The 23149-nt window shown below is 70.5% G+C and carries 22 protein-coding genes; 9 read left to right on the top strand and 13 right to left on the bottom strand.

All coding sequences use genetic code 11. The annotated features are described in order from the left end of the window. Positions 1-26: 26 nt before the first annotated feature. The gene (locus tag VXC91_RS29350) at positions 27-794 is read right to left on the bottom strand and encodes a decaprenylphospho-beta-D-erythro-pentofuranosid-2-ulose 2-reductase (RefSeq protein WP_329510367.1); all 768 of its coding nucleotides are present in this window, start codon (positions 792-794) and stop codon (positions 27-29) included. A 166-nt stretch (positions 795-960) separates the two neighbouring features. On the opposite strand from VXC91_RS29350, the gene VXC91_RS29345 reads away from it, so the two are divergent. Further along, positions 961-1872 carry a YihY/virulence factor BrkB family protein gene (locus VXC91_RS29345; protein WP_329510366.1) on the top strand — a complete coding sequence of 304 codons (912 nt, stop codon included), beginning with the start codon at positions 961-963 and terminating at the stop codon, positions 1870-1872. On the opposite strand, the gene VXC91_RS29340 is transcribed toward VXC91_RS29345, so the two are convergent. Beyond that, on the bottom strand, positions 1820-3076 hold the full coding sequence (locus VXC91_RS29340; protein ID WP_329510365.1) for a D-alanyl-D-alanine carboxypeptidase family protein: 1257 nt from the start codon (positions 3074-3076) through the stop codon (positions 1820-1822). The two genes, VXC91_RS29345 and VXC91_RS29340, sit on opposite strands and share 53 nt — an antisense overlap. Positions 3077-3188: 112 nt before the next feature. Here VXC91_RS29340 and VXC91_RS29335 point away from each other — a divergent pair, with 112 nt between their 5' ends. The 3 genes from VXC91_RS29335 (at position 3189) to VXC91_RS29325 (ending at position 6415) form a co-directional block, all read left to right on the top strand. Further along, positions 3189-3431 carry an SCO4848 family membrane protein gene (locus tag VXC91_RS29335; RefSeq protein WP_329510364.1) on the top strand — a complete coding sequence of 81 codons (243 nt, stop codon included), beginning with the start codon at positions 3189-3191 and terminating at the stop codon, positions 3429-3431. Between the two features lie 17 nt (positions 3432-3448). After that, complete coding sequence (locus tag VXC91_RS29330) at positions 3449-4702, top strand: metallophosphoesterase (protein WP_329510363.1); 1254 nt, start codon at positions 3449-3451, stop codon at positions 4700-4702. Positions 4703-4858: 156 nt separating this feature from the next. Then, positions 4859-6415, top strand: coding sequence for an ABC transporter substrate-binding protein (locus VXC91_RS29325; protein ID WP_329510362.1), 1557 nt, complete (start codon positions 4859-4861; stop codon positions 6413-6415). 18 nt (positions 6416-6433) lie between these two features. Here the strand turns inward: VXC91_RS29325 and VXC91_RS29320 are convergent, their stop codons facing one another. Next, positions 6434-7903, bottom strand: coding sequence for a sensor histidine kinase (locus VXC91_RS29320; RefSeq protein WP_329510361.1), 1470 nt, complete (start codon positions 7901-7903; stop codon positions 6434-6436). Next, on the bottom strand, positions 7900-8604 hold the full coding sequence (locus VXC91_RS29315; protein ID WP_329510360.1) for a response regulator transcription factor: 705 nt from the start codon (positions 8602-8604) through the stop codon (positions 7900-7902). The genes VXC91_RS29320 and VXC91_RS29315 overlap by 4 nt, the downstream gene beginning before the upstream one ends. A 159-nt stretch (positions 8605-8763) precedes the next feature. Between VXC91_RS29315 and VXC91_RS29310 the strand changes: the two genes are divergently transcribed. Further along, a complete protein-coding gene (locus tag VXC91_RS29310; RefSeq protein WP_329510370.1) occupies positions 8764-11193 on the top strand; it encodes an MMPL family transporter in 2430 nt (809 codons plus the stop codon). Positions 11194-11404: 211 nt separating this feature from the next. Here the strand turns inward: VXC91_RS29310 and VXC91_RS29305 are convergent, their stop codons facing one another. From VXC91_RS29305 to VXC91_RS29295, 3 genes are read right to left on the bottom strand one after another with little or no spacing between them, the layout of a single operon-like run. Continuing rightward, the gene (locus VXC91_RS29305; protein ID WP_329510359.1) at positions 11405-12145 is read right to left on the bottom strand and encodes a TetR/AcrR family transcriptional regulator; all 741 of its coding nucleotides are present in this window, start codon (positions 12143-12145) and stop codon (positions 11405-11407) included. Positions 12146-12156: 11 nt separating this feature from the next. Further along, positions 12157-12642 (bottom strand): thiol-disulfide oxidoreductase DCC family protein, encoded by a 486-nt coding sequence (locus tag VXC91_RS29300; RefSeq protein ID WP_329510358.1) that lies wholly within the window; start codon positions 12640-12642, stop codon positions 12157-12159. 3 nt (positions 12643-12645) lie between these two features. Further along, positions 12646-13053 carry a hypothetical protein gene (locus tag VXC91_RS29295; RefSeq protein ID WP_329510357.1) on the bottom strand — a complete coding sequence of 136 codons (408 nt, stop codon included), beginning with the start codon at positions 13051-13053 and terminating at the stop codon, positions 12646-12648. Positions 13054-13330: 277 nt separating this feature from the next. Here VXC91_RS29295 and VXC91_RS29290 point away from each other — a divergent pair, with 277 nt between their 5' ends. Beyond that, entirely contained in the window at positions 13331-14281 is a 951-nt protein-coding gene (locus VXC91_RS29290) for a hypothetical protein (protein ID WP_329510356.1), read from the top strand. 198 nt (positions 14282-14479) lie between these two features. On the opposite strand, the gene VXC91_RS29285 is transcribed toward VXC91_RS29290, so the two are convergent. The 5 genes from VXC91_RS29285 to VXC91_RS29265 all read right to left on the bottom strand — a co-directional run bounded on the left by VXC91_RS29285 (position 14480) and on the right by VXC91_RS29265 (position 18593). After that, positions 14480-15241 (bottom strand): succinate dehydrogenase iron-sulfur subunit, encoded by a 762-nt coding sequence (locus VXC91_RS29285; protein WP_329510355.1) that lies wholly within the window; start codon positions 15239-15241, stop codon positions 14480-14482. Next, the gene (gene sdhA, locus VXC91_RS29280) at positions 15241-16995 is read right to left on the bottom strand and encodes a succinate dehydrogenase flavoprotein subunit (protein ID WP_329510354.1); all 1755 of its coding nucleotides are present in this window, start codon (positions 16993-16995) and stop codon (positions 15241-15243) included. Before sdhA ends, VXC91_RS29285 begins: the two co-directional genes overlap by 1 nt. Before the next feature lie 19 nt (positions 16996-17014). Beyond that, the gene (locus VXC91_RS29275) at positions 17015-17497 is read right to left on the bottom strand and encodes a succinate dehydrogenase hydrophobic membrane anchor subunit (RefSeq protein ID WP_329510353.1); all 483 of its coding nucleotides are present in this window, start codon (positions 17495-17497) and stop codon (positions 17015-17017) included. Between the two features lie 5 nt (positions 17498-17502). Continuing rightward, a complete protein-coding gene (gene sdhC, locus VXC91_RS29270; protein WP_329510352.1) occupies positions 17503-17883 on the bottom strand; it encodes a succinate dehydrogenase, cytochrome b556 subunit in 381 nt (126 codons plus the stop codon). A 227-nt stretch (positions 17884-18110) separates the two neighbouring features. Next, the gene (locus VXC91_RS29265) at positions 18111-18593 is read right to left on the bottom strand and encodes a 2-oxo-4-hydroxy-4-carboxy-5-ureidoimidazoline decarboxylase (protein WP_329510369.1); all 483 of its coding nucleotides are present in this window, start codon (positions 18591-18593) and stop codon (positions 18111-18113) included. A 413-nt stretch (positions 18594-19006) separates the two neighbouring features. On the opposite strand from VXC91_RS29265, the gene VXC91_RS29260 reads away from it, so the two are divergent. Together VXC91_RS29260 and VXC91_RS29255 are read left to right on the top strand one after the other, a co-directional pair. Further along, entirely contained in the window at positions 19007-20614 is a 1608-nt protein-coding gene (locus tag VXC91_RS29260) for a beta-N-acetylhexosaminidase (RefSeq protein WP_408057502.1), read from the top strand. A gap of 174 nt (positions 20615-20788) precedes the next feature. Further along, positions 20789-21364: a hypothetical protein gene (locus tag VXC91_RS29255; RefSeq protein WP_329510351.1), complete on the top strand. Its 576-nt coding sequence runs from the start codon at positions 20789-20791 to the stop codon at positions 21362-21364. A gap of 94 nt (positions 21365-21458) precedes the next feature. Here the strand turns inward: VXC91_RS29255 and VXC91_RS29250 are convergent, their stop codons facing one another. Then, positions 21459-21953 (bottom strand): DUF1877 family protein, encoded by a 495-nt coding sequence (locus VXC91_RS29250; protein WP_329510350.1) that lies wholly within the window; start codon positions 21951-21953, stop codon positions 21459-21461. A 169-nt stretch (positions 21954-22122) separates the two neighbouring features. Here VXC91_RS29250 and VXC91_RS29245 point away from each other — a divergent pair, with 169 nt between their 5' ends. Continuing rightward, entirely contained in the window at positions 22123-22527 is a 405-nt protein-coding gene (locus tag VXC91_RS29245; protein ID WP_329510349.1) for a hypothetical protein, read from the top strand. Positions 22528-23149: the final 622 nt, after the last annotated feature.

The raw sequence follows: 23149 nt of genomic DNA, 5'->3' as shown, positions 1-23149 counted from the left end.
AGCCGGCCCCCTGCCGGGGGCCGCGCTCACTGGATCGGCAACCTCCGGAACAGCGTCCGGGGCACGTGCCGCAGCGCCGACATCACCAGCCGCAGTGCTCCCGGCACCCATACCACTTCCGACCGCCTGTGCAGTCCGAGTTCGATCGCGGCGGCGATCTCCTCGGGCGTCGTGGCCATCGGCGCCGCGTCCCGGGCCGGCGTGCCGCGTCTGCGGACGGAGGCGGGGCGTACGACCATGACGTGCACACCGGTGCCGTACAGCGCGTCGCCGAGGCCCTGCGCGAAGGTGTCGAGCCCCGCCTTGCTGGAGCCGTAGATGAAGTCCGAACGGCGAGCGCGCTCGCCGGCGACCGACGACAGCACCACCAGCGCGCCGTGGCCCTGATCCTGGAGCGCTCGGGCGCACACCAGGCCCGACGAGACCGCGCCCGTGTAGTTGGTCTGCGCGACGCGTGCCGCAGCCATCGGATCGCGCTCGTCGGTCGCCTGATCGCCGAGCACGCCGAACGCGAGGATCACCACATCGATCTCGCCCTCCGCGAACACCTTGCCGAGGGCGCTCTCATGGGCCTCCGGGTCGAGCGCGTCGAAGGCGACGGTGCGGGTGTCGGCGCCGAGTTCACGCAGTTGCTCGGCGGCACTCTCCAGGTCGGGGGAGGGGCGCCCGGCCAGCCATACGGTACGGGCGCGGCGGGCGATGAGGCGGCGTGCGGTGGCCAGCGCGATCTCGGACGTGCCGCCGAGGATCAGCAGGGACTTCGGGGAGCTGAAGGCGTCCTTGTGGGCAGGCATGACCGTGACCGTATCGCCGGGAAACGGGCATAACGTCTCAATATCCTCGGGCTGTGCGGCTCCTCACCGGAACGGACGAGTCACCGTGCGCGGTCGACGATGCCGCGTGCCGCGCTCACGGGGGTAACCGAGGAGTGGGGGAGGGACGCGAGGGGAGATTCGGATCATGGATTGGCTGAAGAAGCTCCCCGGTATCGGGCCAGTGGTCACCCGCCTCATGGCCACGCACGCCTGGCGTTCCTACGAACGCCTCGACCGCGTGAAGTGGACCCGGCTCGCTGCCGCGATGACGTTCATCAGCTTCGTGGCGCTCTTCCCGCTGCTGACCGTTGCCGCCGCGATCGGCGCCGCGACACTCAGCGAGGCCCGGCAGGAGGAGCTGCAGAACAAGATCGCTGAGCAGTTCCCCGGCATCTCCGGCGAGCTCGACATCCACGGTCTGGTGCAGAACGCCGGCACCGTCAGCGTCATCGCCGGCGCCACGCTGTTCTTCGTGGGCATCGGCTGGGTCGCCCAGGTGCGGGACTGTCTGCGCGCCGTGTGGGAGCTGCCCGACAAGGGGGAGAACCCCGTACTGGCCAAGGTCAAGGACGGCGTGGTGCTCGTCGGCCTGGGCGGCGCGATCCTGGTCACCATCGCGATGTCCACCGTGGCCTCCGCGCTGATCGACTCGGTCGCCGGGCAGATGGGCCTCGACCGGGGCGGCTGGGGCAGCGTCCTGCTGCGGATCGCCGCCCTCCTCGTCGCCGTCGTCGCCGACTTCCTGGTCCTGCTGTACGCCCTCACCCTGCTGCCCGGCGTGGAACCCCCACGGCACCGGCTGCTGACCGCCGCCCTGATCGGCGCGATCGGCTTCGAACTGCTCAAGCTGCTGCTCAGCGGGTACATCCAGGGCGTCGCCTCGAAGAGCATGTACGGCGCCTTCGGGGTGCCCGTCGCCCTGCTGCTGTGGATCAACTTCACCGCGAAACTCGTGCTGTTCTGCGCCGCCTGGACGGCGACGCGGAGCAGCGAGGGCGACGAGGTCAGGGGCGCGTCCGACGACGCACCAGATCCGGCAGCGGCCAGCGGCGGTTGACCAGAAACGCTCCCGCCGCGAGCAGCACGAGAACGCCCGCGGTGATGGCGAGCGCCACGCCGACGCCGCTCGAGCCGCTCTTTCCCACCGAGGCGGCCACCGGTTCGGCCGGTTTCCCGCCCGCGGCGGCGGTCGCGTGCGTGCTGGGCTGTGAGCCCGCCTCCGCGCTCTTCGGGGCGACGAGTTCGCCGACCGGCGCCACCTTGTCCGCCGCACCGAAGCCCCAGTCGAGCAGCCGTGCGGCCTCCTTGTAGACCTCGTTGTGGTTCTTCTTCTCCGGGTTCATGACGGTGACGAGCAGCACCTTGCCGTTGCGTTCGGCGACACCCGTGAAGGTGGCGCCCGCGTTGGTGGTGTTGCCGTTCTTCACTCCTGCGATGCCCCGGTACGGCGTCATGTCGGAGTCCCCGGCCAGCAGTCGGTTGGTGTTCTGGATCTCGAAGGACCCGCGGGTCGTCTTGCCGTGCTTCTTCGTGGTCTCGCCCGGGAACGCGGCCCGCACCGTCGAGCAGTACTCCCGGAAGTCCTTCTTCTGCAGCCCGGAACGGGCGAACAGCGTCAGGTCGTACGCCGAGGAGACCTGTCCTCCGGCGTCGTAGCCGTCGGGGCTGACCACATGCGTGTCGAAGGCCTGGAGCTCCTCGGCGTGCGCCTGCATGTCCTTGACGGTCTGCTCGACGCTGTGGTTCATCGCGGACAGCACATGCACGGCGTCGTTGCCCGAGCGAAGGAAGACGCCGAGCCAGAGGTCGTGGACCGTGTAGGTCTCGCCCTCCTTTATCCCGACCATGCTGGACCCGGCGCCCATGCCCGCCAGGTCGGAGGGGACCACCTTGTGCTTCTCGCTCTTCGGGAACCTGGGCAGCACGGTGTCGGCGAACAGCATCTTCAGGGTGCTCGCCGGGGGAAGCCGCCAGTGCGCGTTGTGGGCGGCGAGGACCTCCCCCGACTCGGCGTCGGCGACGATCCAGGAGCGCGCGGTCAGGTTCTTCGGGAGCACCGGGGCGCCACTGCCGAGGTTCACCTGGGTGCCGGGCCTGCCCAGCAGTTCGCCTCCGACGGTCGACATCCGGGCCGGCGGCGTGACCGCATGCGACAGGGTCGGGCTCTGCGTGTCCGCGAAGGCGGTCGCGGGTGCGGTGAGCGAGAGGGACAACAGGGCTGCGGTGGCGAGCGCCGGACGGCGCCCGGCGATCTTCTTCATGGCGGACACGGTGGCGAAAGTACAGGGCGCGGAGCGGGAAGTCCCGCCGTATCCCGGCCGATGCTCGGTACCCCCTGCCGAGCGGTGCCCGGAGAACCGCGATACTGAACTCATGAAGCTCAGCCGCCCCATCTCCTGGTTCCTGCTCGCCTTCGGGGTGTGGAGCTGGGTCATCTGGATCACTTTCGTCAAGAACCTGTGGAAGGACGGCAGCGGACTCGCGTTCGACGACGCGGGGAATCCGACGGCTTACTTCTGGGTGCACCTGACGCTCGCCGTCGTTTCCTTCGTGTTGGGGACTGTTGTCGGTGCCATCGGGTTGCGCGGACTGCGCGCGTTGCGGCGAACCTCATAGCGGGGGACGGGGCAACGGTGGTCGTCGTCTTCCTGCTGATCGCCCTGACCGTCCTGGTCGCGCTGGCGGCGCTGCACTGGTACGCGTGGCGCCGACTGGTGCGTGACACGACCCGCGGCCCGGGCCCGGCACGCCGCGTCGGCGCCGTGGTGCTCGTCGCCGGTCCGGTGCTCATGGTCGCGGCCCTGGTCGCCGAGCGGGCCGGGGCCCCCTTCTGGCTCCAGCGCGCCCTGGGGTGGCCCGGGTTCCTGTGGATGGCGGTGTCGCTCTACCTGCTGCTCGCACTGCTCGCGGGTGAACTGGTGCGTCCTCTGGCCGACCTGCTGGTGCGGCGCAAGACACGGACAAGGGAGACGGCCCCGAGACCCGCACCGGTCCCGGTGGGGACGGCACCCGCGCAGTCCGAGCCGGAAGCGGAACCGGTCCCGGAGCCCGGGCCCGCGGACCCCACACGCCGTCTCTTCGTCTCCCGGGTGGTCGGCGGAGCGGTGGGCGCGGCCACGGTCGGCACGGTGGGCTACGGCACATACGGGGTCCTGCGCGGCCCCGCTGTGAAACGCGTCACCGTCCCGCTGGCCAGACTTCCGCGTTCGGCCCACGGTTTCCGCATCGCCGTCGTGAGCGACATCCATCTGGGCCCGGTACTCGGCCGGGGCTTCGCACAGCGCGTGGTGGACACGATCAACTCGACCCAGCCGGATCTGATCGCGGTCGTCGGCGACCTGGTCGACGGCAGCGTGAAGGACCTGGGTCCGGCGGCGGCCCCGCTGTCCCGGCTGAGGGCGCGCCACGGCAGTTACTTCGTCACCGGCAACCACGAGTACTTCTCCGGCGCGGACCAGTGGGTCGAGGAGGTGCGCCGGCTCGGCCTGCACCCGCTGGAGAACGCGCGCACGGAACTGCCCGCCTTCGACCTGGCCGGGGTCAACGACCTGGCGGGCGAGAGCGAGGGCGAGGGCCCCGACTTCGCCAAGGCGCTGGGCGGCCGCGACACCTCACGCGCCGTGGTGCTCCTGGCCCATCAGCCGCTGCAGATCCACGAGGCCGTGCGCCACCACGTGGACCTGCAGCTCTCCGGCCACACCCACGGCGGCCAGCTCTGGCCCGGCAACTTCGTGGCGGCCGCCGCCAACCCGACCCTCGCGGGCCTGGACCGCTACGGCGACACACAGTTGTACGTGTCCAGGGGCGCGGGTGCCTGGGGGCCGCCGACGCGGGTCGGCGCACCGTCGGACATCACGATCGTGCAACTGGCGTCGAAGCAGGCGTGAGGCCCTGACCGGCCGCGACACCCCCCTGAAACAGGCCTTCGGTAAGTTCATGCTCATCTCGGCAAATCCCTCTTCCCTCAGGTGAAACTCCTGTGATTAGGTGATCCGCGCCACAGGGGAGTGGCATGCCTTGAAGGCCTGGGGAGGGGCGTGCCGATGCGATCGGTTCGCATACGGATTCTCGCGACTGTGCTGGTGCTGGCAGGCGTGGGAGTGGGCGGGTGGCAGCTGCTGCCGGCCAAGGAGAACATCAACAAGACCATCACGGTGGGGACGACGGACGCCGTCACCTCGCTCGACCCGGCAGGGGCCTACGACGCCGGATCCTGGGCGTTGTTCAGCAGCGTGTTCCAGTCGCTGCTGACCTTTGAACCCGATGGTGTCGAACCGGTGCCGGATGCGGCCCGAAGCTGCGAGTTCGTAGGGTCGGACCTGACGACCTACCGCTGCACCCTGCGCAAGGACCTGACGTTTCCCAGCGGGCGCACCATGACCGCCGAGGACGTCAAGTACTCCTTCGACCGGGTCAAGAGCATCAACTCCGACGTCGGTCCCGCGCCCCTGCTCGAGACGCTCCGCTCGGTGGACGCCGACGGGCTCACCGTCACCTTCCATCTGTCCTCGGCCGACGCGACGTTCCCGTTCAAGGTGGCCACCGGCGCCGGTTCGATCGTCGACCACACCAAGTACCCGCAGGACGCGCTGCGCACCGACTTCGCCGTCGACGGGACCGGCCCGTACATCCTGAGGAGGTACACGAAGGACAAGGACGCCGTCCTCGCCCCGAACGGCCACTACAAGGGCGCCGTCAAGGACTCCGGCCGGCCCATCGAGCTGCGCTATTACGGCGACCCCGCCGCCCTGGAGAAGGGCTGGAAGGCGAAGGACGTCGACGTCGCCACGCGGCAGCTGCCGCCCTCCGCGCTCGCCGGCCTCGCGCCGAGCGACCCCGACCAGCGCGTCAGCGAGGCCGACAGCGCCGAGACCCGCAACCTGGTCCTGAACACCGGTTCCCACTCGCCGCTGCACGACCGCCGGGTCCGCCAGGCCATCGCGACGGTGATCAACCGCGAGGAACTGATCGACAAGGTGTACAAGGGCACCACCGACCCGCTCTACTCGCTCATCCCGGCGGGCATCACCGGCCACACCACCTCGTTCTTCGACGCCTACCCCAAGCCCGACGCCGGCACGGCCCGTACCCTGCTCACCGCGGCAGGCGTGCATGTGCCCGTCCACTTCACCTACGGCTACGCCGTGGGCCGCGGCGCAGCCGCGGAGGAGGCTGCCGAGCTGAAGCGGCAGCTGGAGGCGGGCAAGTTGTTCAAGGTGGACCTCAAGGGTTACGAGTGGACCGTCTTCCAGAAGCGGTACGCGAGCGGCGAGCTCGACGCGTACGCCGTCGGCTGGGTGGCCGACTTTCCCGACCCGGACACCTTCACCGCCCCGCTCGTCGGCACCGGCAACAGCATGAAGAACGGCTACAGCAGCAAGGCCGTCGACGATCTGGTCCTGGACAGCCAGCGGTACTCGGACCGTGGCCGGACCGCAAAGGACTTCAAGCAGATCCAGCAACTGGTGGCGCAGGACGTTCCGCTGATCCCGTTGTGGCAGCGCAAGGAGTACGTGGTCAGCAGCGAGGACGTCGGCGGCAGCCGGTACCTGTCGGACGGCACCGGCGTCTTCCGCCTCTGGCGGCTGACCTGGATCTGACGGTCGCCGGGCGGGCGCTCACCGGTGGTCCCGGTCGTGCGCCCGCTCCGGCAGCGTGACCGTCACCGTCAGCCCCTCGCCCGGCGCCGTCCGTACCGTCACGTCGCCGCCGTGCGCCGCCACCACCCCGTGCACGATCGCCATGCCGAGCCCGCTGCCCGCACCCCGGCCCGCACGGAAGAAGCGGTCGAAGACACGTGTCGCGTCGTCTTCCGTGAGCCCCGGTCCCTCGTCCGTGACGCACAGCCGTACCGCCTCGCCCTCGCGTTCGAGACCGAGCAGCACCGGAGTGCCGGCGGGCGTGTGGACACGGACGTTCGTCACGAGGTTGCCGAGCACCTGACGCAGACCGGACTCGTCGGCCCGTACGAGCAGCGCCCCGTCCGCACGCACCGTCACCGGACGCTCCGGCTGCTGGGCCCGCAGGTCCTCCGCCGCGTCCTGTACCAGACGGCTCAGGTCCACGGTCCGGAAGCGGAGTTCGGGCCGCTGGTCGAGGCGGGCGAGGACGAGGAGTTCGTCGACCAGGCGGCCCATCCGGTCCGCCTCGGCCATCATCCGCTCCCACGAACGCTTCCGCTCCACCGGATCGGTCAGCATTCCCTTGTCGTACAGCTGGAGGTAGCCGCGTATCGCCGACAGCGGCGTGCGCAACTCGTGCGAGGCGTCCGCGACGAAGTGGCGGAGCTGGGCGGCACTGCGTTCGCGTGTCCGGTACGCCGACTCCACCTGGTGGAGCATCGAATTGAGCGCGGTGCGCAGCTGCTCGACCTCCAAAGTGGTCTCCCTGCTGGAGGGCACGCGCCGGGTCAGATCGCCCTCGGCGATCGCCGACGACGTCTCCACCATGTCCTCCAGCGGCCGCATCCTGCGGCCCACACTGATCATCGTCAGCGCCGCGAAAAGGGCCAGCAGCAGGGTCCCGATGGTGAGATCGAGTCGGAGCGCCTTGGCCATGCCCGTGTGCAGCACCCGGGTCGAGCGGGCCAGCAGCACGTAGGTGCCGTCCGCGAGCCGCGCCCCGGTCACCCGGTAGGGGTCGCCGCGCAGGTGGATGTCGCGCGGCTGCGGGGCCACGACGAGGGCGGCGGGATCGTGGACGGCGGAGGCGAGCGCCTGCTGGGCGTCGGTCGGCTTCAGGCCGGCGACCGTGAGCACCGTGCCGTGCCGGTCGACGGCCGCGAACACGGAGTCCGGGTTCGGCGAGTCGCCGCCGCTGTGCGGCAGCAACCGGTCGCGGACGACCGCCAGCGCGCTCAGCGAGTCGATCTCCCGCAGGGTCAGCTGCGAACGGACGAGCGAGTCGCGGGACTTGGTCAGCTCCGTGTCGATCTGTCCGAGCACGTAGTGCCGCATGCCCATCAGGCTGATGGCGGTCGCCGCCACGATGCCGAGCGCCAGCAGCCCCACGTTCGCCAGCGTCAGCTTGCCGCGCAGGGAGTGGATGCCCCGTGGCCGCGGGAGCGAGGGGAGCCGGAGGAACGTCATGCCAGCCCGTATCCGACGCCCCGCCGCGTGGTGATCATCGGCGGTCCGAGCGCGTCGAGCTTGCGGCGCAGATAACTGATGTACGTCTCGACGACCGTCGACTCGGGCGGCGTGTGCTCGTACTGCCACACATGGCGCAGCAGTTGCTCCTTGGGCACGATCCGGCCGCCGTTGCGCACCAGGAAGCGCAGCAGTGCGTACTCGGTGGGGGTCAGCTCGACCGTGCGGCCCGCACGGTGCACCGAATACGTCGTCTCGTCCAGCTCCAGATCCCCGTAGCGCAGCGGCGGGCGCTGCGGCAGGACGTCCGCGGGGCGCGTACGCCGCAGGACGGCCCGCAGGCGGGCGACCACCTCGTCTATGTTGAACGGCTTGGTGATGTAGTCGTCGCCGAAGCCGAGCGCCCCGACGATCTCGGCGGGTGCGTCGCGCGCGGTGACGAAGACCAGTGCCAGGTCCGGCCGGCGGGCGCGGAGTTCCCGGCCGAGCGCACGTCCGTCGCCGTCCGGCAGCATCACGTCCAGCAGCGCCGCGTCCGGCCGTGTCCGTTCCGCGAGGGTGAGCGCCTCGCGCACGGTGCCCGCGATCATCACCTGGAAGCGGTGGTAGCGCAGGGCGATGGCGAGGACGTCCGCGATGCTCTCCTCGTCTTCGACGACGAGAACCGTGGCCCCTTCGTGCGCTGCCTCGTTGGCCGTCATGCCCACCAGTATCCGCGGCGGCACCGGCGGCCGGGGCGGTGGGCGCTTTGGAGTTCCTTGAGAGTCGGGCGGCGGTGAGCCCGTCCGGGCCCGCCGCCACCGATCCTGGTGCTCCGGGACCTGGGGGACGCCGATGAAGGAAGGTGGAGAGTGACGACACTGGCGCGGTGGTGCTATCGGCACCGGTTGCTGGTCCTGTTGTTGTGGGTGGGAGCGCTGGTCGGGATGGGCGCGACGGCGTCCGCCAAGGGGCCCGACTACGCGAATGTCTTCTCCCTGCCGAACACGGACTCCAAGACCGCGTACGACCTGATGACGAAGGCCTTCCCGAAGGCCTCGGGTGACACCGACACGATGGTCTGGAAGGTCGAGCGGGGATCGGTGCGCGACGAGGCGGTGCGGGCGCGGATCCAGCCCGCACTGGCGAAGATCGCGCGAATGCCGGGGATCGGCGCGGTCGGCAGCCCGTATGCGGGCCCCCAGGGCGCGGCGCAGATCAGCCGGGACGGGACGATCGCGTACGCGCAACTCACCTTCACCGAGCGGGCCAACGAGGTGCCCCAAAAGCTGGTCCAGGACGTCGTCGACACGGCGCAGGACGCCGAGCGCGGCGGTCTCGAGGTCGAGTTGGGCGGTCAGGCGATCACCCGGATCCAGCAGCCGCCCACCGGACTGTCCGAGATGGTCGGCGTCGTGGCGGCGGCGGTCGTGCTGTTCCTGGCCTTCGGCTCGCTCTTCGCGATGCTGCTGCCGATCGCCGTCGCGGTGTTCGGCGTCGGCATCGGGCTGTTCTCCACGCAGCTGATCAGCCATGTCACGGGCGTGCCCGACATCGCACCCCTGCTGGCCTCGTTGATCGGCCTCGGGGTCGGCATCGACTACGCCCTGTTCATCGTCACCCGGCACCGGCGCGGCATCCTGCGCGGCATGGAACCGGAGGAGGCGGCGGTCACCGCCCTCAACACCTCGGGCCGGGCGGTGCTGTTCGCGGGCGGCACGGTGTGCATCGCGCTCGCCGGGATGCTGGTGACCAATCTGCGCTTCCTGGACGGTGTGGTCATCGGCACCTCGCTCACCGTCGTGCTGAGCGTGCTCGCGGCCGTCACCCTGCTGCCGGCGCTGCTCGGTCTGCTCGGCCCGCGGGTGCTCAGCCGCCGGCAGCGGCGGCGGCTCGCGGCCCAGGGACCCGAGGCGGAGCGGGCGAGCGGCCTCGCGGCGAAGTGGTCGGCCACGGTGCAGAAGCGCCCCCGGACGATCGCCGTGCTCGCGGTGGTGGTCATGACCGTGCTCGCCCTGCCGGTGCTCTCCCTTCGCCTCGGGGCCGCCGACCAGGGCAACGACGACGCGTCGACGACGACCCGCAAGGCCTACGACCTGCTCGCCGAGGGCTTCGGACCCGGCTTCAACGGACCGCTGCAGGTGGTCTCGGTCAGCGGTGACACGGACGTGCTGGTTCGGGGCATCCGGGAGACGGACGGCGTGGCCAGGGCGGCCGCGCTGCCGCCCGCACAGGGCGTCACGGTCATCCAGGTCGTCCCGACCACCTCGCCGCAGTCCGAGCAGACGGACAGGCTCATCGACACCCTGCGCGACGAGGTGATCCCGAAGGCGGGCGCGCAGGCCCATGTCGGCGGCGTCACGGCGGTCTCCAAGGACTTCGCGTCCGTCACGGGCGACCGGCTGCCGTACTTCATCGGGACCATCATCGGGCTCGGTTTCCTGCTCCTGCTGATCGCGTTCCGCTCGCTCGTGGTGCCGCTGACGGCCGCCGTGATGAACCTGATCGCCGCGGCGTCGTCCTTCGGCGTCCTGGTGGCGGTCTTCCAGTGGGGCTGGGGCCTGGACCTGCTGGGCCTCGGCAAGGAGGGGCCGATCCAGGCCTTCCTGCCGATCATCATGCTGTCCCTGCTGTTCGGTCTGTCGATGGACTACCAGGTCTTCCTGGTGAGCCGGATGCACGAGGAGTGGGTGCACACCAAGGACAACGCCCGCGCCGTCCGCGTCGGTCTCGCGGAGACCAGCCGGGTCATCAACTCCGCGGCCCTGATCATGGTCTGCGTGTTCCTGGCGTTCGTGCTCAGCGGCAACTCGGGCGCCGCGATGGCGGGCGTCGGGCTCGCCGCGGCCGTGGCGCTGGACGCGTTCGTCCTGCGGACGGCGCTGGTGCCGGCGGTGATGCATCTGCTCGGTGGGGCGAACTGGTGGCTGCCCGGCCGGCTGGAGAAGCGGCTGCCGCATCTGGCGGTGGAGCCGGGCGAGGAGCCGCAGCAGGAGACGAGGCCGACGGCCGGTGGCGCGACGGTGGTGTACGGGTTCGTACGGGACGCGGAGGGCGAGCCGGTGCAGGGAGCGGCCGTGACGCTGCTCTCGAAGGGCGGCCGCCAGCTGGACCGCGTCACGTCACTGGCCGACGGCTCCTACATCCTCGCGGTCCCGTCCCCGGGCACCTATCTCGTGGCGATCACGGCCGCCGCGTACGGATCGAAGGCCCGGCACGTGGTCGTCGGGGAGGAACCGCTGGTGTACGACGTGGAGTTGACGGGCGACGAGGTGGATGCCGTCAACCGGCCCTCTTCCGCCCGGCCTTGAGGCTCGCGCCCGTATCGAGGCCGATCTCGGCGGGCGGCGTGACGATCTCGCCGGGGACGTGGACGTGGTGTTTCCCGTACGTCTCCCCGGCCGGATCGCCGCATGCGAAGGCGCCGGTGCCCGCGGTCGACGACGTTGCGGACCGGTGTCCGAGCCTCGGAGCAGGGGGCGGCCCCGGTCTTCGGGTCCGGCGGTGTTCAGGCGGCGGTGATCACTCGGCCCGCTGCCTGCTCCCGGGGTCCGGCAGCATCTTCGTCATGCCCGGCAGGAAGTCCGTGAACAGTTCGTGCACTTCGAGGACGAGGGGCCGCAGCACACGGAAGCGGGCCAGGGCGACACCCCGTGCGGTGAGCCGGGCGCCGCGCTCGGCCAGCCGGTAGCTGCGCTCGCGCCCCTCGGTCCTGTCGAAGATCCAATACAGCACGAGGCCCATCTGGGAGAGCCACATCAACTCGGGCAGGACGTCCCGCAGATCGGCGGAGACCTTGGTCTTCGCGCCGGCCAGCACCTCCTTGTGGACGGCGATGGCCTCCTGGCGCGCGTGCTCCGACTCGGGGGAGAAGGGGCTGAGCGGACTGTCCGGGTCGGCGGCGTTCTTGAAGAACTGCACGGCGAACTCGTGGTACGGCGTGGCGATGTCCAGCCACGCCTCCAGGACTCCCGCCAGCCGTGCCTCGAGGCCGGTCTCCCGCTCCAGGACCTCCCGGACCGCCACGCGGTGCTCGGCGGCGATCCGGTCGTAGAAGCCCTGGATCAGATGTTCCTTGCCCTCGAAGTAGTAGTAGGCGTTCCCCACGGAGACACCGGCCTCCTTGGCGATCGCCCGCATCGTCGTCTTGTCGTAGCCGCGCTCCTGGAACAGGCGCATCGCTGTCTCCAGGATGAGCGCACGGGTCTGCTCCGACTTGGTGGGCGTACCGGCCTCGTCGGCTCGGTCGTTCTTCGAGGGCACGAACAGAGAGCCTAACGAGTGGCGCAGGCGCCGCCGTCGCACCCGGGCCCGGTGTAGGTCCACCCCCGTGCCGGGTCGTAGCTCCAGCCGTCCCCCTGCCGGTAGGCGCGCCCGCCCCACTGCGCCCCTCGCCACTTGGCGGCCGCCAGCACCGCGCCCCTGGCGAGCCTGGCGCCCGTCGGCGTGCTGAGCCGGTGGGCGAGGGCACGGTGGCCGCGCAGCGCCCACAGCGTCACGACCCAGGCGCCGGGCCCGCGGTAGAGCTGGCCCGCGTCGCCGACGACCGTGATCTCGTCGAGGGTGGCGCGGTGGTCGAGTCCGGGGAAGCGCCGGCGTGCCTCCTGCGAGCCGGCCGGAACCAGGTCCAGCGGCACCAGCTGGGGCTGCCGTACCAGCCAGTCGCGCAGGAAGGTGCACAGGGAGCAGTCGGCGTCGTACAGGACGGTGAGCCCGTGGACCGGGACGCGCGCGGCATCCCGGACCTCCGGGGCCGGCACGGCTCAGGCCCCCGTCGAAGGCGTGACCCAGCCCTGCGGCCCGACGGGCGGGACCTGCTCCCGCTCCATCGCACCGCGCCGCCGGATCCTGTTGAGCACGTACACGTTGCCCAGGTGCATCACACCGAGCACCAGCAGCACCACGCCGAGCTTGGTCGACAGTGCCTCGAAGATGCCGCGCGCGTCCTCGACGGTGCCGTGGCCGTTCAGATACAGCGCCACGAAGCCGAGGTTGACGAGGTAGAAGCCGACCACCAGGAGGTGGTTGACGGCGTCGGCGAGCTTCTCGTTCCCGTGCAGCACGTCCTCGAGGAAGACGCGCCCGTTGCGGCTGAGGGTGCGCGCCACCCAGACCGTCAGGGCGACGCTGATCAGCAGATAGATGACGTAGGCGATGACCGTGAGGTCCATGTCCCCACCCTTCTTGAACGCGTTCAAAAACGCTGACGGGATTGACTGTAGACCTGTTTTTGAACGTGTTCAACTCAACTGGGAGGGGGGTGCCCCACGGTCCCACCGCAGCGTGAGGTGACGGTCACGCCTCCGCCTCGAACCTTGATATGGAGCGCGGATGCCGTGCCGCCCGCCGGCCGAGTCACCGGAGTCCCTCCCGCCCTGCCCATGGGCCGTGATCCCCGAGCGCCCATACTGAGGGGCGCCGAGGGGCGTATGGGGAGGGCGGGGCTTCGTGCGACGGGTGCTGTCGGTGCACTTCGCGCCGTGTGCGCTGTTCGTCGCCGGGGTGCTCGCGCTCGTACGGGCAGGGAGCTTCTCGGAGCGCAGCGACTGGAGCGCCGTGTGGCCGCCGCGGCCGACGGCGCTGCTGGGGGACATTGCGACGATCACCGTCTGCGCGGCAGTTCTCGGCCTGTTGCTGCAACCGTTCCAGGTGCGTGCGGTACGCGTGCTGGAGGGCTACTGGGACCGCTGGCCGCTCACGGCCGGACTTGCGGGGATGCTGACCCGGGTCCAGCGCAAACGGTGGCAGGCGCTGCGGCGACGGGCCGAGGCGGCGACGGGCGGGGACCGGGCGCGACGCGTGCGGGCCGACGCGCGCCGCCGCCTCGCCACCCACCCACCGGTCGATCTCCTCCTGCCCACGGCACTGGGCAACGCCCTGCGGGCCGGGGAGTTGAGCGCCGGGGAACGCTACGGGCTGACGACGCTGACCTCGTGGCCGCGCATCTACCTCCAAGTATCGGACCGTATGGCCGAGGTACTCCGTTGCACTCGTGACGCACTCGACACGGCGGTGAATCTCTGCTGGTCCTTCCTGCTGCTCACCGGAGCCGGATGCGCGGCCCTCTACGACGAGCCGTCAGCTCGGTGGCTGTGCGGCGCCGGCCCGGTGCTGGCGGCGGTGGCCTACAAGGGCGCGGTCACAGCGGCGCAGGCCTACAGATCCTCCGGTGTGTACCAGGCCTCGATCGTCTGCCGGTTGTACAGGTACTTGCGGGCATCGGCGCCGATCTGCATGGTCGCGATCAACGCAATGGCCGACGTGACGACGAGAAGCAGCGTCACGCCGGGCCACCGGAAGTCGCCGCCGTCAACGATGATCAGGCCGACCAGGGACAGGGACGCGCCCGCCAGCAGGGGCGCGGCCACCGTCTGCGCTGCCGCGGACGCTTCCGGATAACCGAGGAAGTGCGGGGCCCTCGGCCCTATGTACGATTCCTTGCTCTGCTCCACGAACGGTCCCCTACCTACTGGGCATTGGGGTCGGAGTGTGACAGACGGAGCTACTTATTCAGTGGAGGTGCAAACAGGCCAGAAACACACGAGGGCCCTGTTTCCAAAGTTGCGGAAACAGGGCCCTCGTGCCGGATCCGGAAGATCAGAAGCGGCGCGTGATCAGCGCTCGCTTCACCTCCTGGATCGCCTTCGTCACCTCGATGCCGCGCGGGCAGGCGTCCGTGCAGTTGAACGTCGTGCGGCAGCGCCACACGCCGTCCTTGTCGTTCAGGATCTCGAGGCGCTGCTCGCCGGCCTCGTCACGCGAGTCGAAGATGAAGCGGTGCGCGTTGACGATGGCGGCCGGGCCGAAGTACTGGCCGTCGTTCCAGAACACCGGGCACGACGACGTGCAGGCGGCGCACAGGATGCACTTCGTCGTGTCGTCGAAACGCGCGCGGTCCTCGGCGGACTGCAGACGCTCGCGCGTCGGCTCGTTCGTCTCCTTCGTGACGAGGAAGGGCATGACGTCCCGGTAGGCCTGGAAGAACGGCTCCATGTCGACGACCAGGTCCTTGAGGACCGTCAGGCCCTTGATGGGCTCGATCGTGATCGGCTTCTCGGGGTTGATGTCCTTGATCAGCGTCTTGCAGGCAAGGCGGTTCTTGCCGTTGATCCGCATGGCGTCCGAGCCGCAGATGCCGTGGGCACAGGAGCGGCGGAACGTCAGCGTGCCGTCCATGTCCCACTTGATCTTGTGCAGACCGTCGAGGACGCGTTCCTTGGGGTCGATCTCCAGCTGGAAGTCTTCCCAGGTCGCCTCGGCCGAGACCTCCGGGTTGAAGCGGCGGACCCGGAAGGTGACGGTGATGTAGGGGGACGCGGCGGACTCCGCCTCCACCGTGTCCAGAACAGGGGTTGCCATCAGTACTTACGCTCCATCGGCTGGTAGCGGGTCTGGACGACCGGCTTGTAGTCGAGACGGATGGACTCGGTGCCGTCGTCGCCCACCTCGCGGTACGCCATGGTGTGGCGCATGAAGTTGACGTCGTCGCGGCTCGGGTAGTCCTCGCGGTAGTGGCCGCCGCGGGACTCCTTGCGGGCGAGGGCCGACACCGCCATGACCTCGGCCAGGTCCAGCAGGTTGCCCAGCTCGATGGCCTCCAGCAGGTCCGTGTTGAACCGCTTGCCCTTGTCCTGGATCGCCACGTTCTTGTAGCGCTCCCTGAGCTCGGCGATCTTCTCGACGGCCGTCTTGATCGTCTGCTCGGTGCGGAACACCATGACGTTGGCGTCCATGGTTTCCTGCAGCTCGCGGCGCAGGTCCGCCACGCGCTCGCTGCCCGTGGAGGAGCGCAGGTGCTCGATCTGCGCGACCACGAGCTCGGCGGGGTTCTCCGGCAGTTCGACGTAGTCCGCCTTCTGCGCGTACTCCGCCGCCGCGATACCCGCCCGGCGCCCGAAGACGTTGATGTCCAGCAGCGAGTTGGTGCCGAGGCGGTTCGCGCCGTGGACGGACACGCAGGCGACCTCGCCGGCCGCGTACAGGCCCGGGACCACAGTGGTGTTGTCCGCGAGGACCTCGCCCTCGACGTTCGTCGGGATGCCGCCCATCGCGTAGTGCGCGGTCGGCTGGATCGGGATCGGGTCCGTGTACGGCTCGATGCCGAGGTAGGTGCGGGCGAACTCGGTGATGTCGGGCAGCTTGGCGTCCAGCTGCTCCGGCGGCAGGTGGGTGAGGTCCAGGTAGACGTGGTCGCCCTCGGGACCGCAGCCGCGGCCCTCGCGGATCTCCGTGTAGATGGAGCGGGACACGACGTCACGGGACGCCAGGTCCTTCATCACCGGCGCGTACTTCTCCATGAAGCGCTCGCCGTCCTTGTTGCGGAGAATGCCGCCCTCGCCGCGCGCGCCCTCGGTGAGGAGGATGCCCATGCGCCAGATGCCGGTCGGGTGGAACTGGAAGAACTCCATGTCCTCCAGCGGCAGGCCCCGGCGGTAGACGGCGGCCTGGCCGTCACCGGTCAGCGTGTGCGCGTTCGACGTCACCTTGAAGAACTTGCCGGTGCCGCCGGAGGCGTAGATGACGGCCTTCGCCTGGAAGATGTGGATCTCGCCGGTGGCCAGCTCGTAGGCCACCACACCGGCCGACTTCGTGACGCCGTGGACCTCGGTGATCAGCTGGTCGAGGACGTAGAACTCGTTGAAGAACTCCACGCCCTCCTTCACGCAGTTCTGGTACAGCGTCTGGAGGATCATGTGACCGGTGCGGTCGGCCGCGTAGCAGGACCGGCGGACCGGGGCCTCGCCGTGGTTGCGCGAGTGACCGCCGAACCGGCGCTGGTCGATCCTCCCCTCGGGCGTCCGGTTGAACGGCAGGCCCATCTTCTCCAGGTCGAGGACCGAGTCGATGGCCTCCTTCGCCAGGATCTCGGCGGCGTCCTGGTCGACCAGGTAGTCACCGCCCTTGACCGTGTCGAAGGTGTGCCACTCCCAGTTGTCCTCCTCCACGTTGGCCAGCGCGGCGGCCATGCCGCCCTGCGCGGCGCCCGTGTGGGAGCGGGTCGGGTAGAGCTTCGTCAGCACGGCGGTGCGGCTGCGCTTCGTGGCCTCGATGGCTGCGCGCATGCCGGCGCCGCCGGCGCCGACGATGACGGTGTCGTACTTGTGGATCTTCATGTTTCTCGCAGCCCCGTGCCTAGCGGATGTTCGGGTCGAAGGTGAAGATCACCAGCGTGCCCAGCAGGATGGTGAACACCGTGGCGGTGTACAGCAGGCCCTTCAGCCACAGTCGCGTGTTCGCCCGCTCGGCGTAGTCGTTGATGACGGTACGCAGACCGTTGGCGCCGTGCAGCATGGCGAGCCAGAGCATGGCGAGGTCCCAGACCTGCCACCACGGGGAGGCCCAGCGGCCGGCCACGAAGGCGAAGCCGATCTTGGACACGCCGCCGTCGAGGACCAGCTGGATCAGCAGGTGGCCGAGGACCAGGACGACCAGGACGATGCCGGACAGGCGCATGAACAGCCAGCCGTACATCTCGAAGTTGCCGCGGGTCGACTTCGGGGTCTTCTTCGTCCGCTTGCGCGGCGGCTCGATGACCGGCGCCGGGTTGTCGACGTCGTACAGCGAGGCGCCCTCGACGGGGCCGATGCCGGAGGCGGTGGTTTCTGTCGTGGACATGCGCGTCAGCTCCCGAACACTTCACGAGCGGCGTGGCCGAGGACGGGGTAGATGGCCCCGAGCATCAGCACGACCCAGACGCCGACGACGGTCCAGAGCATCTGCTTCTGGTAGCGCGGGCCCTGCGACCAGAAGTCGACGGCGATGACGCGCAGGCCGTTCAGCGCATGGAAGAGGATGGCGGCGACCAGGCCGTACTCCAGCACGGCGACGATCGGCGACTTGTACGTGGCCACGACGTTGTCGTAGGCCTCGGGGGAGACACGGACGAGTGCGGTGTCCAGCACGTGTACGAACAGGAAGAAGAAGATGAGGACGCCGGTGACTCGATGAGCCACCCAGGACCACATTCCTTCCCGGCCGCGGTACAGCGTTCCAGCCGGCACGGAAGAACCCTCCGGGAGCGGGGACTAGGGCCGCGCCGGCTTCTGTGTCGGTCGGGCCCGGCCGGGTACGGTCCACCGGCCCCCAGCATCGTAGCGACGTGCGGCCGGAACGCTTGCGGCGGCCCTACCGATGTGATCAAACTGGCAATCAAACGAGCACGGACGGGCTATCGGCGCCGCAGCGCCATGGGAAGAGCCGGTGGCTGCGGGCTCAGGGCTCCGCGCCCCTACAGGGCGCGTTGCGGGACAGGCGTGTCGGCGAAGTCGTGCACCAGGCGGATCAGCCTGCCTCTCGTCAGACGGCGCAGCTCCTCCGCGGCCAGTGGACGCTCTTCCTCCGGATCGTGTGTCAATCGTGACCGGATGGCCGCCAGGACGCGGTCGGCCGCCTCTTCGGGAGTCACGCCGTCCAGGCAGATGACGAACACGTGTCCGAATCGACTCTCGTAGGCCGCGTGTGCGGCGCTCAGGGCGGTGTGGGCCGCGGAGTACGCGCCGGCCGGGAGCAGGGTGAGCGATTCCCCGGCCAGGGCCTCGGCCAGGTCGGCGGGCGTCAGGTCGTAGGCCGCTTCGTCGCCCGCGGCGAGCAGGGAGTCCAGGTCCGGGTAGGGGCGGTGGTCCGCGACCCGGTCGGCCCAGCGCGGGCTCCGGCAGCAGGTGAGAAGCGCGCGCCGGGCGTCCGCGGCGGGCGTGGAGTTGAACCGCTCGATGCCCGTGGGGGCCTCGATGCGGTGCTGCGCCGGTAGGGCGGTGGGGCCGGGGAGGTCGGGGAGACGGTGCGAAGGCAGCGTGGGTCCTCGGCGAGTGGCGGGCGTGACGTCGTGCGGGCGTCACAGGGGGTCGGCAGGGGAGGGTGCGGGAAATGCGCCGTCACGTTATCCGACGGCGGTCGGGGGGTCGTCCATCGGCTGACCGAATTTCACCCGAATGGGAGAGTTCTGCGGCGTCCGGTGGACGGGTGGGGTGGGCAGGGGTCGTAGGTTCGGAGAAGGCAGGCGCGTGGAGAGGTGAGGGGTATGCGGTCGGACGGCGGGCGGATACGTACGGGTGCGGTGCCCGGGGCGCCGCGGAGGCGTACGGGCCCGGCGTGGCCGTACGCGGGCGTGGAACGGGGTGCGGAGCGGTGACCGGCCGGAGGCGGCGGGTTCCCGAGAGCAAGACGCACCGGAGGCGCAACGGGTTGCTGCTGGGCGGGGGAATCGTCGTGGCGGGCGCGATCGCCGCGGCCGTGGCGTTGTGGCCGTCCGGCGGCGGCTCGCCGTCCCGGAACTCCGTGAGCCCGTCCGGGGCATCGCCGTCACCGACCGTCACCTACCCCCTGTCCCAAACGCCCCGCACCATCCCCGCCGTTCGCGAGCACGTCCCTGCTCGCGGCCCGGGCTGGCGGCCCGCGCCCGGCGCCCGCGTGGTCGTCGGCAACGCCTCCTTGGACGACGAGGGACGGCTGCTGGCCGGAGAGCTGGGGATGACGTACGCGGGGCGGACCGCCGCCCGCGACGGCGACGTGGAACTGGGCCTGGCCGGCAGCGGCGACCAGGAGTCGTACACGATGACCGTGCAGAACCGGCGGGTGCGGATCACCGGTCCGGGCGACGCGGGGGTCTTCTACGGCACTCGCACTCTCAAGCAGGAGGTGCACGGCGGCGGTACGGCTCCCGAGGGCGTCGTCCGGGATGCGCCCGCCGAGCCGCGGCGCGGTTTCATGATCGACATCGCTCGCAAGTACTACACGGCCGGCTGGATCGAGGACCGGGTCCGGGAGCTCGGCGATCTGAAGTACAACGAACTCGGTCTGCACTTCTCCGACGACCAGGGCTTCCGCATCGAATCCAGCTCGCATCCGGAGATCGTGTCCCAGCGGCACCTCAGCAAGGCGGAGGTCAAGAGGATCGTCGACCTCGCCGCGAGCCGTCACATCACCGTCGTCCCCGAGATCGACTCGCCCGGGCACCTGGGGGCGGTCATCGCCGCGCACCCCGACCTGCAACTGCGCAGCGTCTCAGGCGCCGCCCCGCGCGGGGCGCTCGACATCTCGAAGCCGGCGGCCGCGAAGATCGTGGACGACCTCCTCGACGAGTTCGCGGGGGTGTTCCCCGGCGCGTACTGGCACCTGGGCGGCGACGAGTACCGGGCACTGACGGTGTCGAACCCGGCCGCCTCCTATCCGCAACTGGCCGCCGCGGCGAGGGCGAAGTACGGAGCGAACGCGGGCGTCGCCGACCTCGCGACCGGCTGGCTGAACGACCGCGCGGACGTGATGCGCGGGCACAGCCGGACGACGCGCGCCTGGAACGACGGCTTCTACCGCACGAGCGTGGTGCAGCCGGCCAAGGACCTGGAGGTCGCGTACTGGACCGGCAAGGAGCTGGGCGCCCGGCAGCCGGCGGAATACCTGGGCGCGGGCCGCAAGGTGATCAACTACAACGACGAGTTCCTGTACTACGTGCTCGGGCAGCCGCAGACCTTCGTCTACCCCACCGGTCAGCGGATCTACGAGCGGTGGAACCCGCGCGTGCTGCGGGGGACGACGGAGGTGCCCGCCCGGTACGACGGTCAGATACTCGGCGGCGTGTTCGCGGTCTGGAGCGACCGCGCCTACGCGCAGACGCAGGACCAGGTGGCGGCCGGGATCAGGATGCCGCTGCGGGCGACCGCCCAGAAGCTGTGGGACCCGAGGACGCCCGCGCTGTCCTGGACACAGTTCCTGCAACTGGCGAACCGGCTCGGCTGAACGGCCGCCGCGCCGGGACGCAACCTGGAGTGCGCTTGGCCGAAAACAACGTCACGAACTCCTCGACCGACGGGCGTGGTGCCGCTGTGACACTCCCGGTAGGTTGCACGCAGTAGGGGGAAGTGCGGGCTCCGTAGACATGAGGCGCCCAACGAGGCATGTCGAGGAGGCGTGATGAGCCTGGTGGACCTGATCGCACAGGCCGACGAGCGTGCACTCGCGGCGAGCGGGCTGGCCTGTTTGGATCGGTGCGTACCGCTCCTCGGAGGCGACGACGACATCCTGCGCCCGCTGTGGGCGAGTCTCGTCGAGGGCCACGAGTGGGAGGAGCGGCTCGCCAAGGTGCGGGCCGAACTGGGCGCCGAGGCGCGGGCCGACGGCGACGCGGAGGGCGCCGCCGAGGCGGAGGCCGCAGGGCTCGCCCGCCGCATGCTCGAGGCGGTTCCCGCGGACCGTTCGACCGATGCCCTGCGCCAGTGGGCCGACGCCTGCTCGGTCGCCGCGCTGCAGATACACCGGCTGCTGGACTCCGCCGACGACGACGGTGCGACGTCGGTGGCGGGCCGCCGCGAGGGTTGCACGGACGGCATGTCGCCGCTCGTCGCCGCCGAACTGCGGCGCCAGGTCACCGTCCTGGAGCTGGTGACGGGTCACGGCGCGGTCGGACTGCGGCAGGCCCGCGATGTGTCGACCGAGGGCCGCCGGGTACTGCAGGCCGTCGTGTCGAGGCGGGCGCGCGGGCGGGTGTGACCGGGGACCGGGCGTGTCGCCACGCCGAGGACGCGCGTGTGCCGGGTCCCGCCGCGGGTGCACCGGGGCCATGCCTCCCCGGATCCCGCGTGCCTCAGTCCATGAACCACTTCACCACCGCGTCCCCGCACTCGGCCGTCCGCACGTAGAACGCCGTGAGGTCGCGGTGCGCCGCCGCGAAGGCGCCCCGTGTCTCGGGCTCGGCGGCCCTTCCGCCGTGCCGCGGAAGCAGTTGGCCCCGGGCGGGGCGCCACAGTGTCTCGAAGCCGGCCGAGGCCAGGAACGCGGCGACCCGGTTCGCCTGAGCCGCCGTCAGCAGCAGGAACGGCGGTTTGTTGCGGTCCGGGGGGAACACCGGCTGGCCGCCGAGCACCACCTGGGTCCGCGGTGGGTCCTCCGCACGGTGCAGGCGGGCGCCGGCGTAGAGGAGTTCCTGTTCCAGGTAGCCCTTGTCCAGCACCTTCTCGCGATGCCGGCCGACCCGGCCCCGGACGCCGTCCCGGTCATCTTCGAACAGTCGTTGCAACCAGGTCGCGCTGTTGCGCAGCGCCGGGGGTGGCACCGCGCGCAGATGCAGGTACGTGCTCATCAGTGAATTGAGCGCACGGGGGCACCGGAGCATCACTGCCCTGCCGGGCACCCTCGCCGAAAGAAGATCCTGTGAGCGTCGTGCGGGCGAGCTGGGTCGGTCCTGCGCCGGTTACGGGTATCCCGCGGAATCGAGTGACGTATCGCTCGCTGACCTCGCTCTTCCGTATGTGACGACTCAGCAGGAGACCAGACCCCAAGCGGCCACGAAGCCCCTGCGGTGGGCAGCGGACGTGGTGGCGACGATGCGGGAGGGGGCGCGGCTGCGCCTCGACTACTCGGCACAGAGCCTGTGGCGCATCGACCGGATGATCGACGACCTGCGGCGCGAGGAGGCGCCCTTGGCGGCCGTGGAGAGTGTGCTGCGCGGTTTCGGCGCCTATACGGGTGAGGTGATCGTCCGTCAGACGGGCGCCGAGTGGTGGTCGACGGGCGGTGACCACTGGATCCGTACCCCGGACGGCCGTCTCTGGGACCCCATCGACGAGGCCCGTCGCTGCTTCGCCGGGCACGGATCGCTGCGGCTGCTGTGCCGGGACGCCGTAACGGGGGGATTCGCTCATCCGGCTCCATGACCCCCGCGTCACCGCCTCGGCGTCGCTTGAGCCGCCGGCCGTCCCCGAGCAGCTCTCCGCGCACGGGTCGGCCGGGACCTCGGGCAGTGGGCGAGGTGCCGGCCGACCGGCCCCTCCCCGCGCCGCTCCCGGGGGGAGGGGAGCAGGCACGGGGAGGGGGAACCCGGGCGAGGGAGACGCCGCCGGCGTCCGGTGCGCGCGGGCGACCCGTCGCCGTGCGGAACCCGGGCTCCCTACACAGCGCACGGCGACGGTGAGATGTCACCGGGCCGCCGGGGCGCCGCTCCACCTTCGTGGCGCGCGCCTCGCGGCCGACTCGGTGGAGCGCCCGGACGTGGAGCTGAATCTTCGTCAGGCCCCTGGCCCGGCAGGCGGTCCGGCGCGTCTTTCGCCCGCCGCACGGACTCGCAGGGGGCCTCGAGCTGTCGGCCGGTCCGCCATGGGAGTCCGGCCGCCGGTGTGAAGGGCTCCCGGCCCGTTGTAACAAATCCGTGAGGTCTGACGCAGTTCGTCAGGGGGCGTCGACACGGAATCGTGCCGTGCGCCGCGAACCTGCTACGAACCCGGTACGAACGAGGACGGTCTTGGGCCAGGGACGGCAACCCCGGCGCGTACAGGCGTA

This window comes from Streptomyces chiangmaiensis, from assembly GCF_036281785.1.
In the GTDB taxonomy this organism is placed as follows: Bacteria; Actinomycetota; Actinomycetes; order Streptomycetales; family Streptomycetaceae; genus Streptomyces; species Streptomyces chiangmaiensis.
The sequence above is the reverse complement of the archived record's forward strand: the minus strand, read 5'-3'. Positions and strand labels throughout refer to the sequence as shown.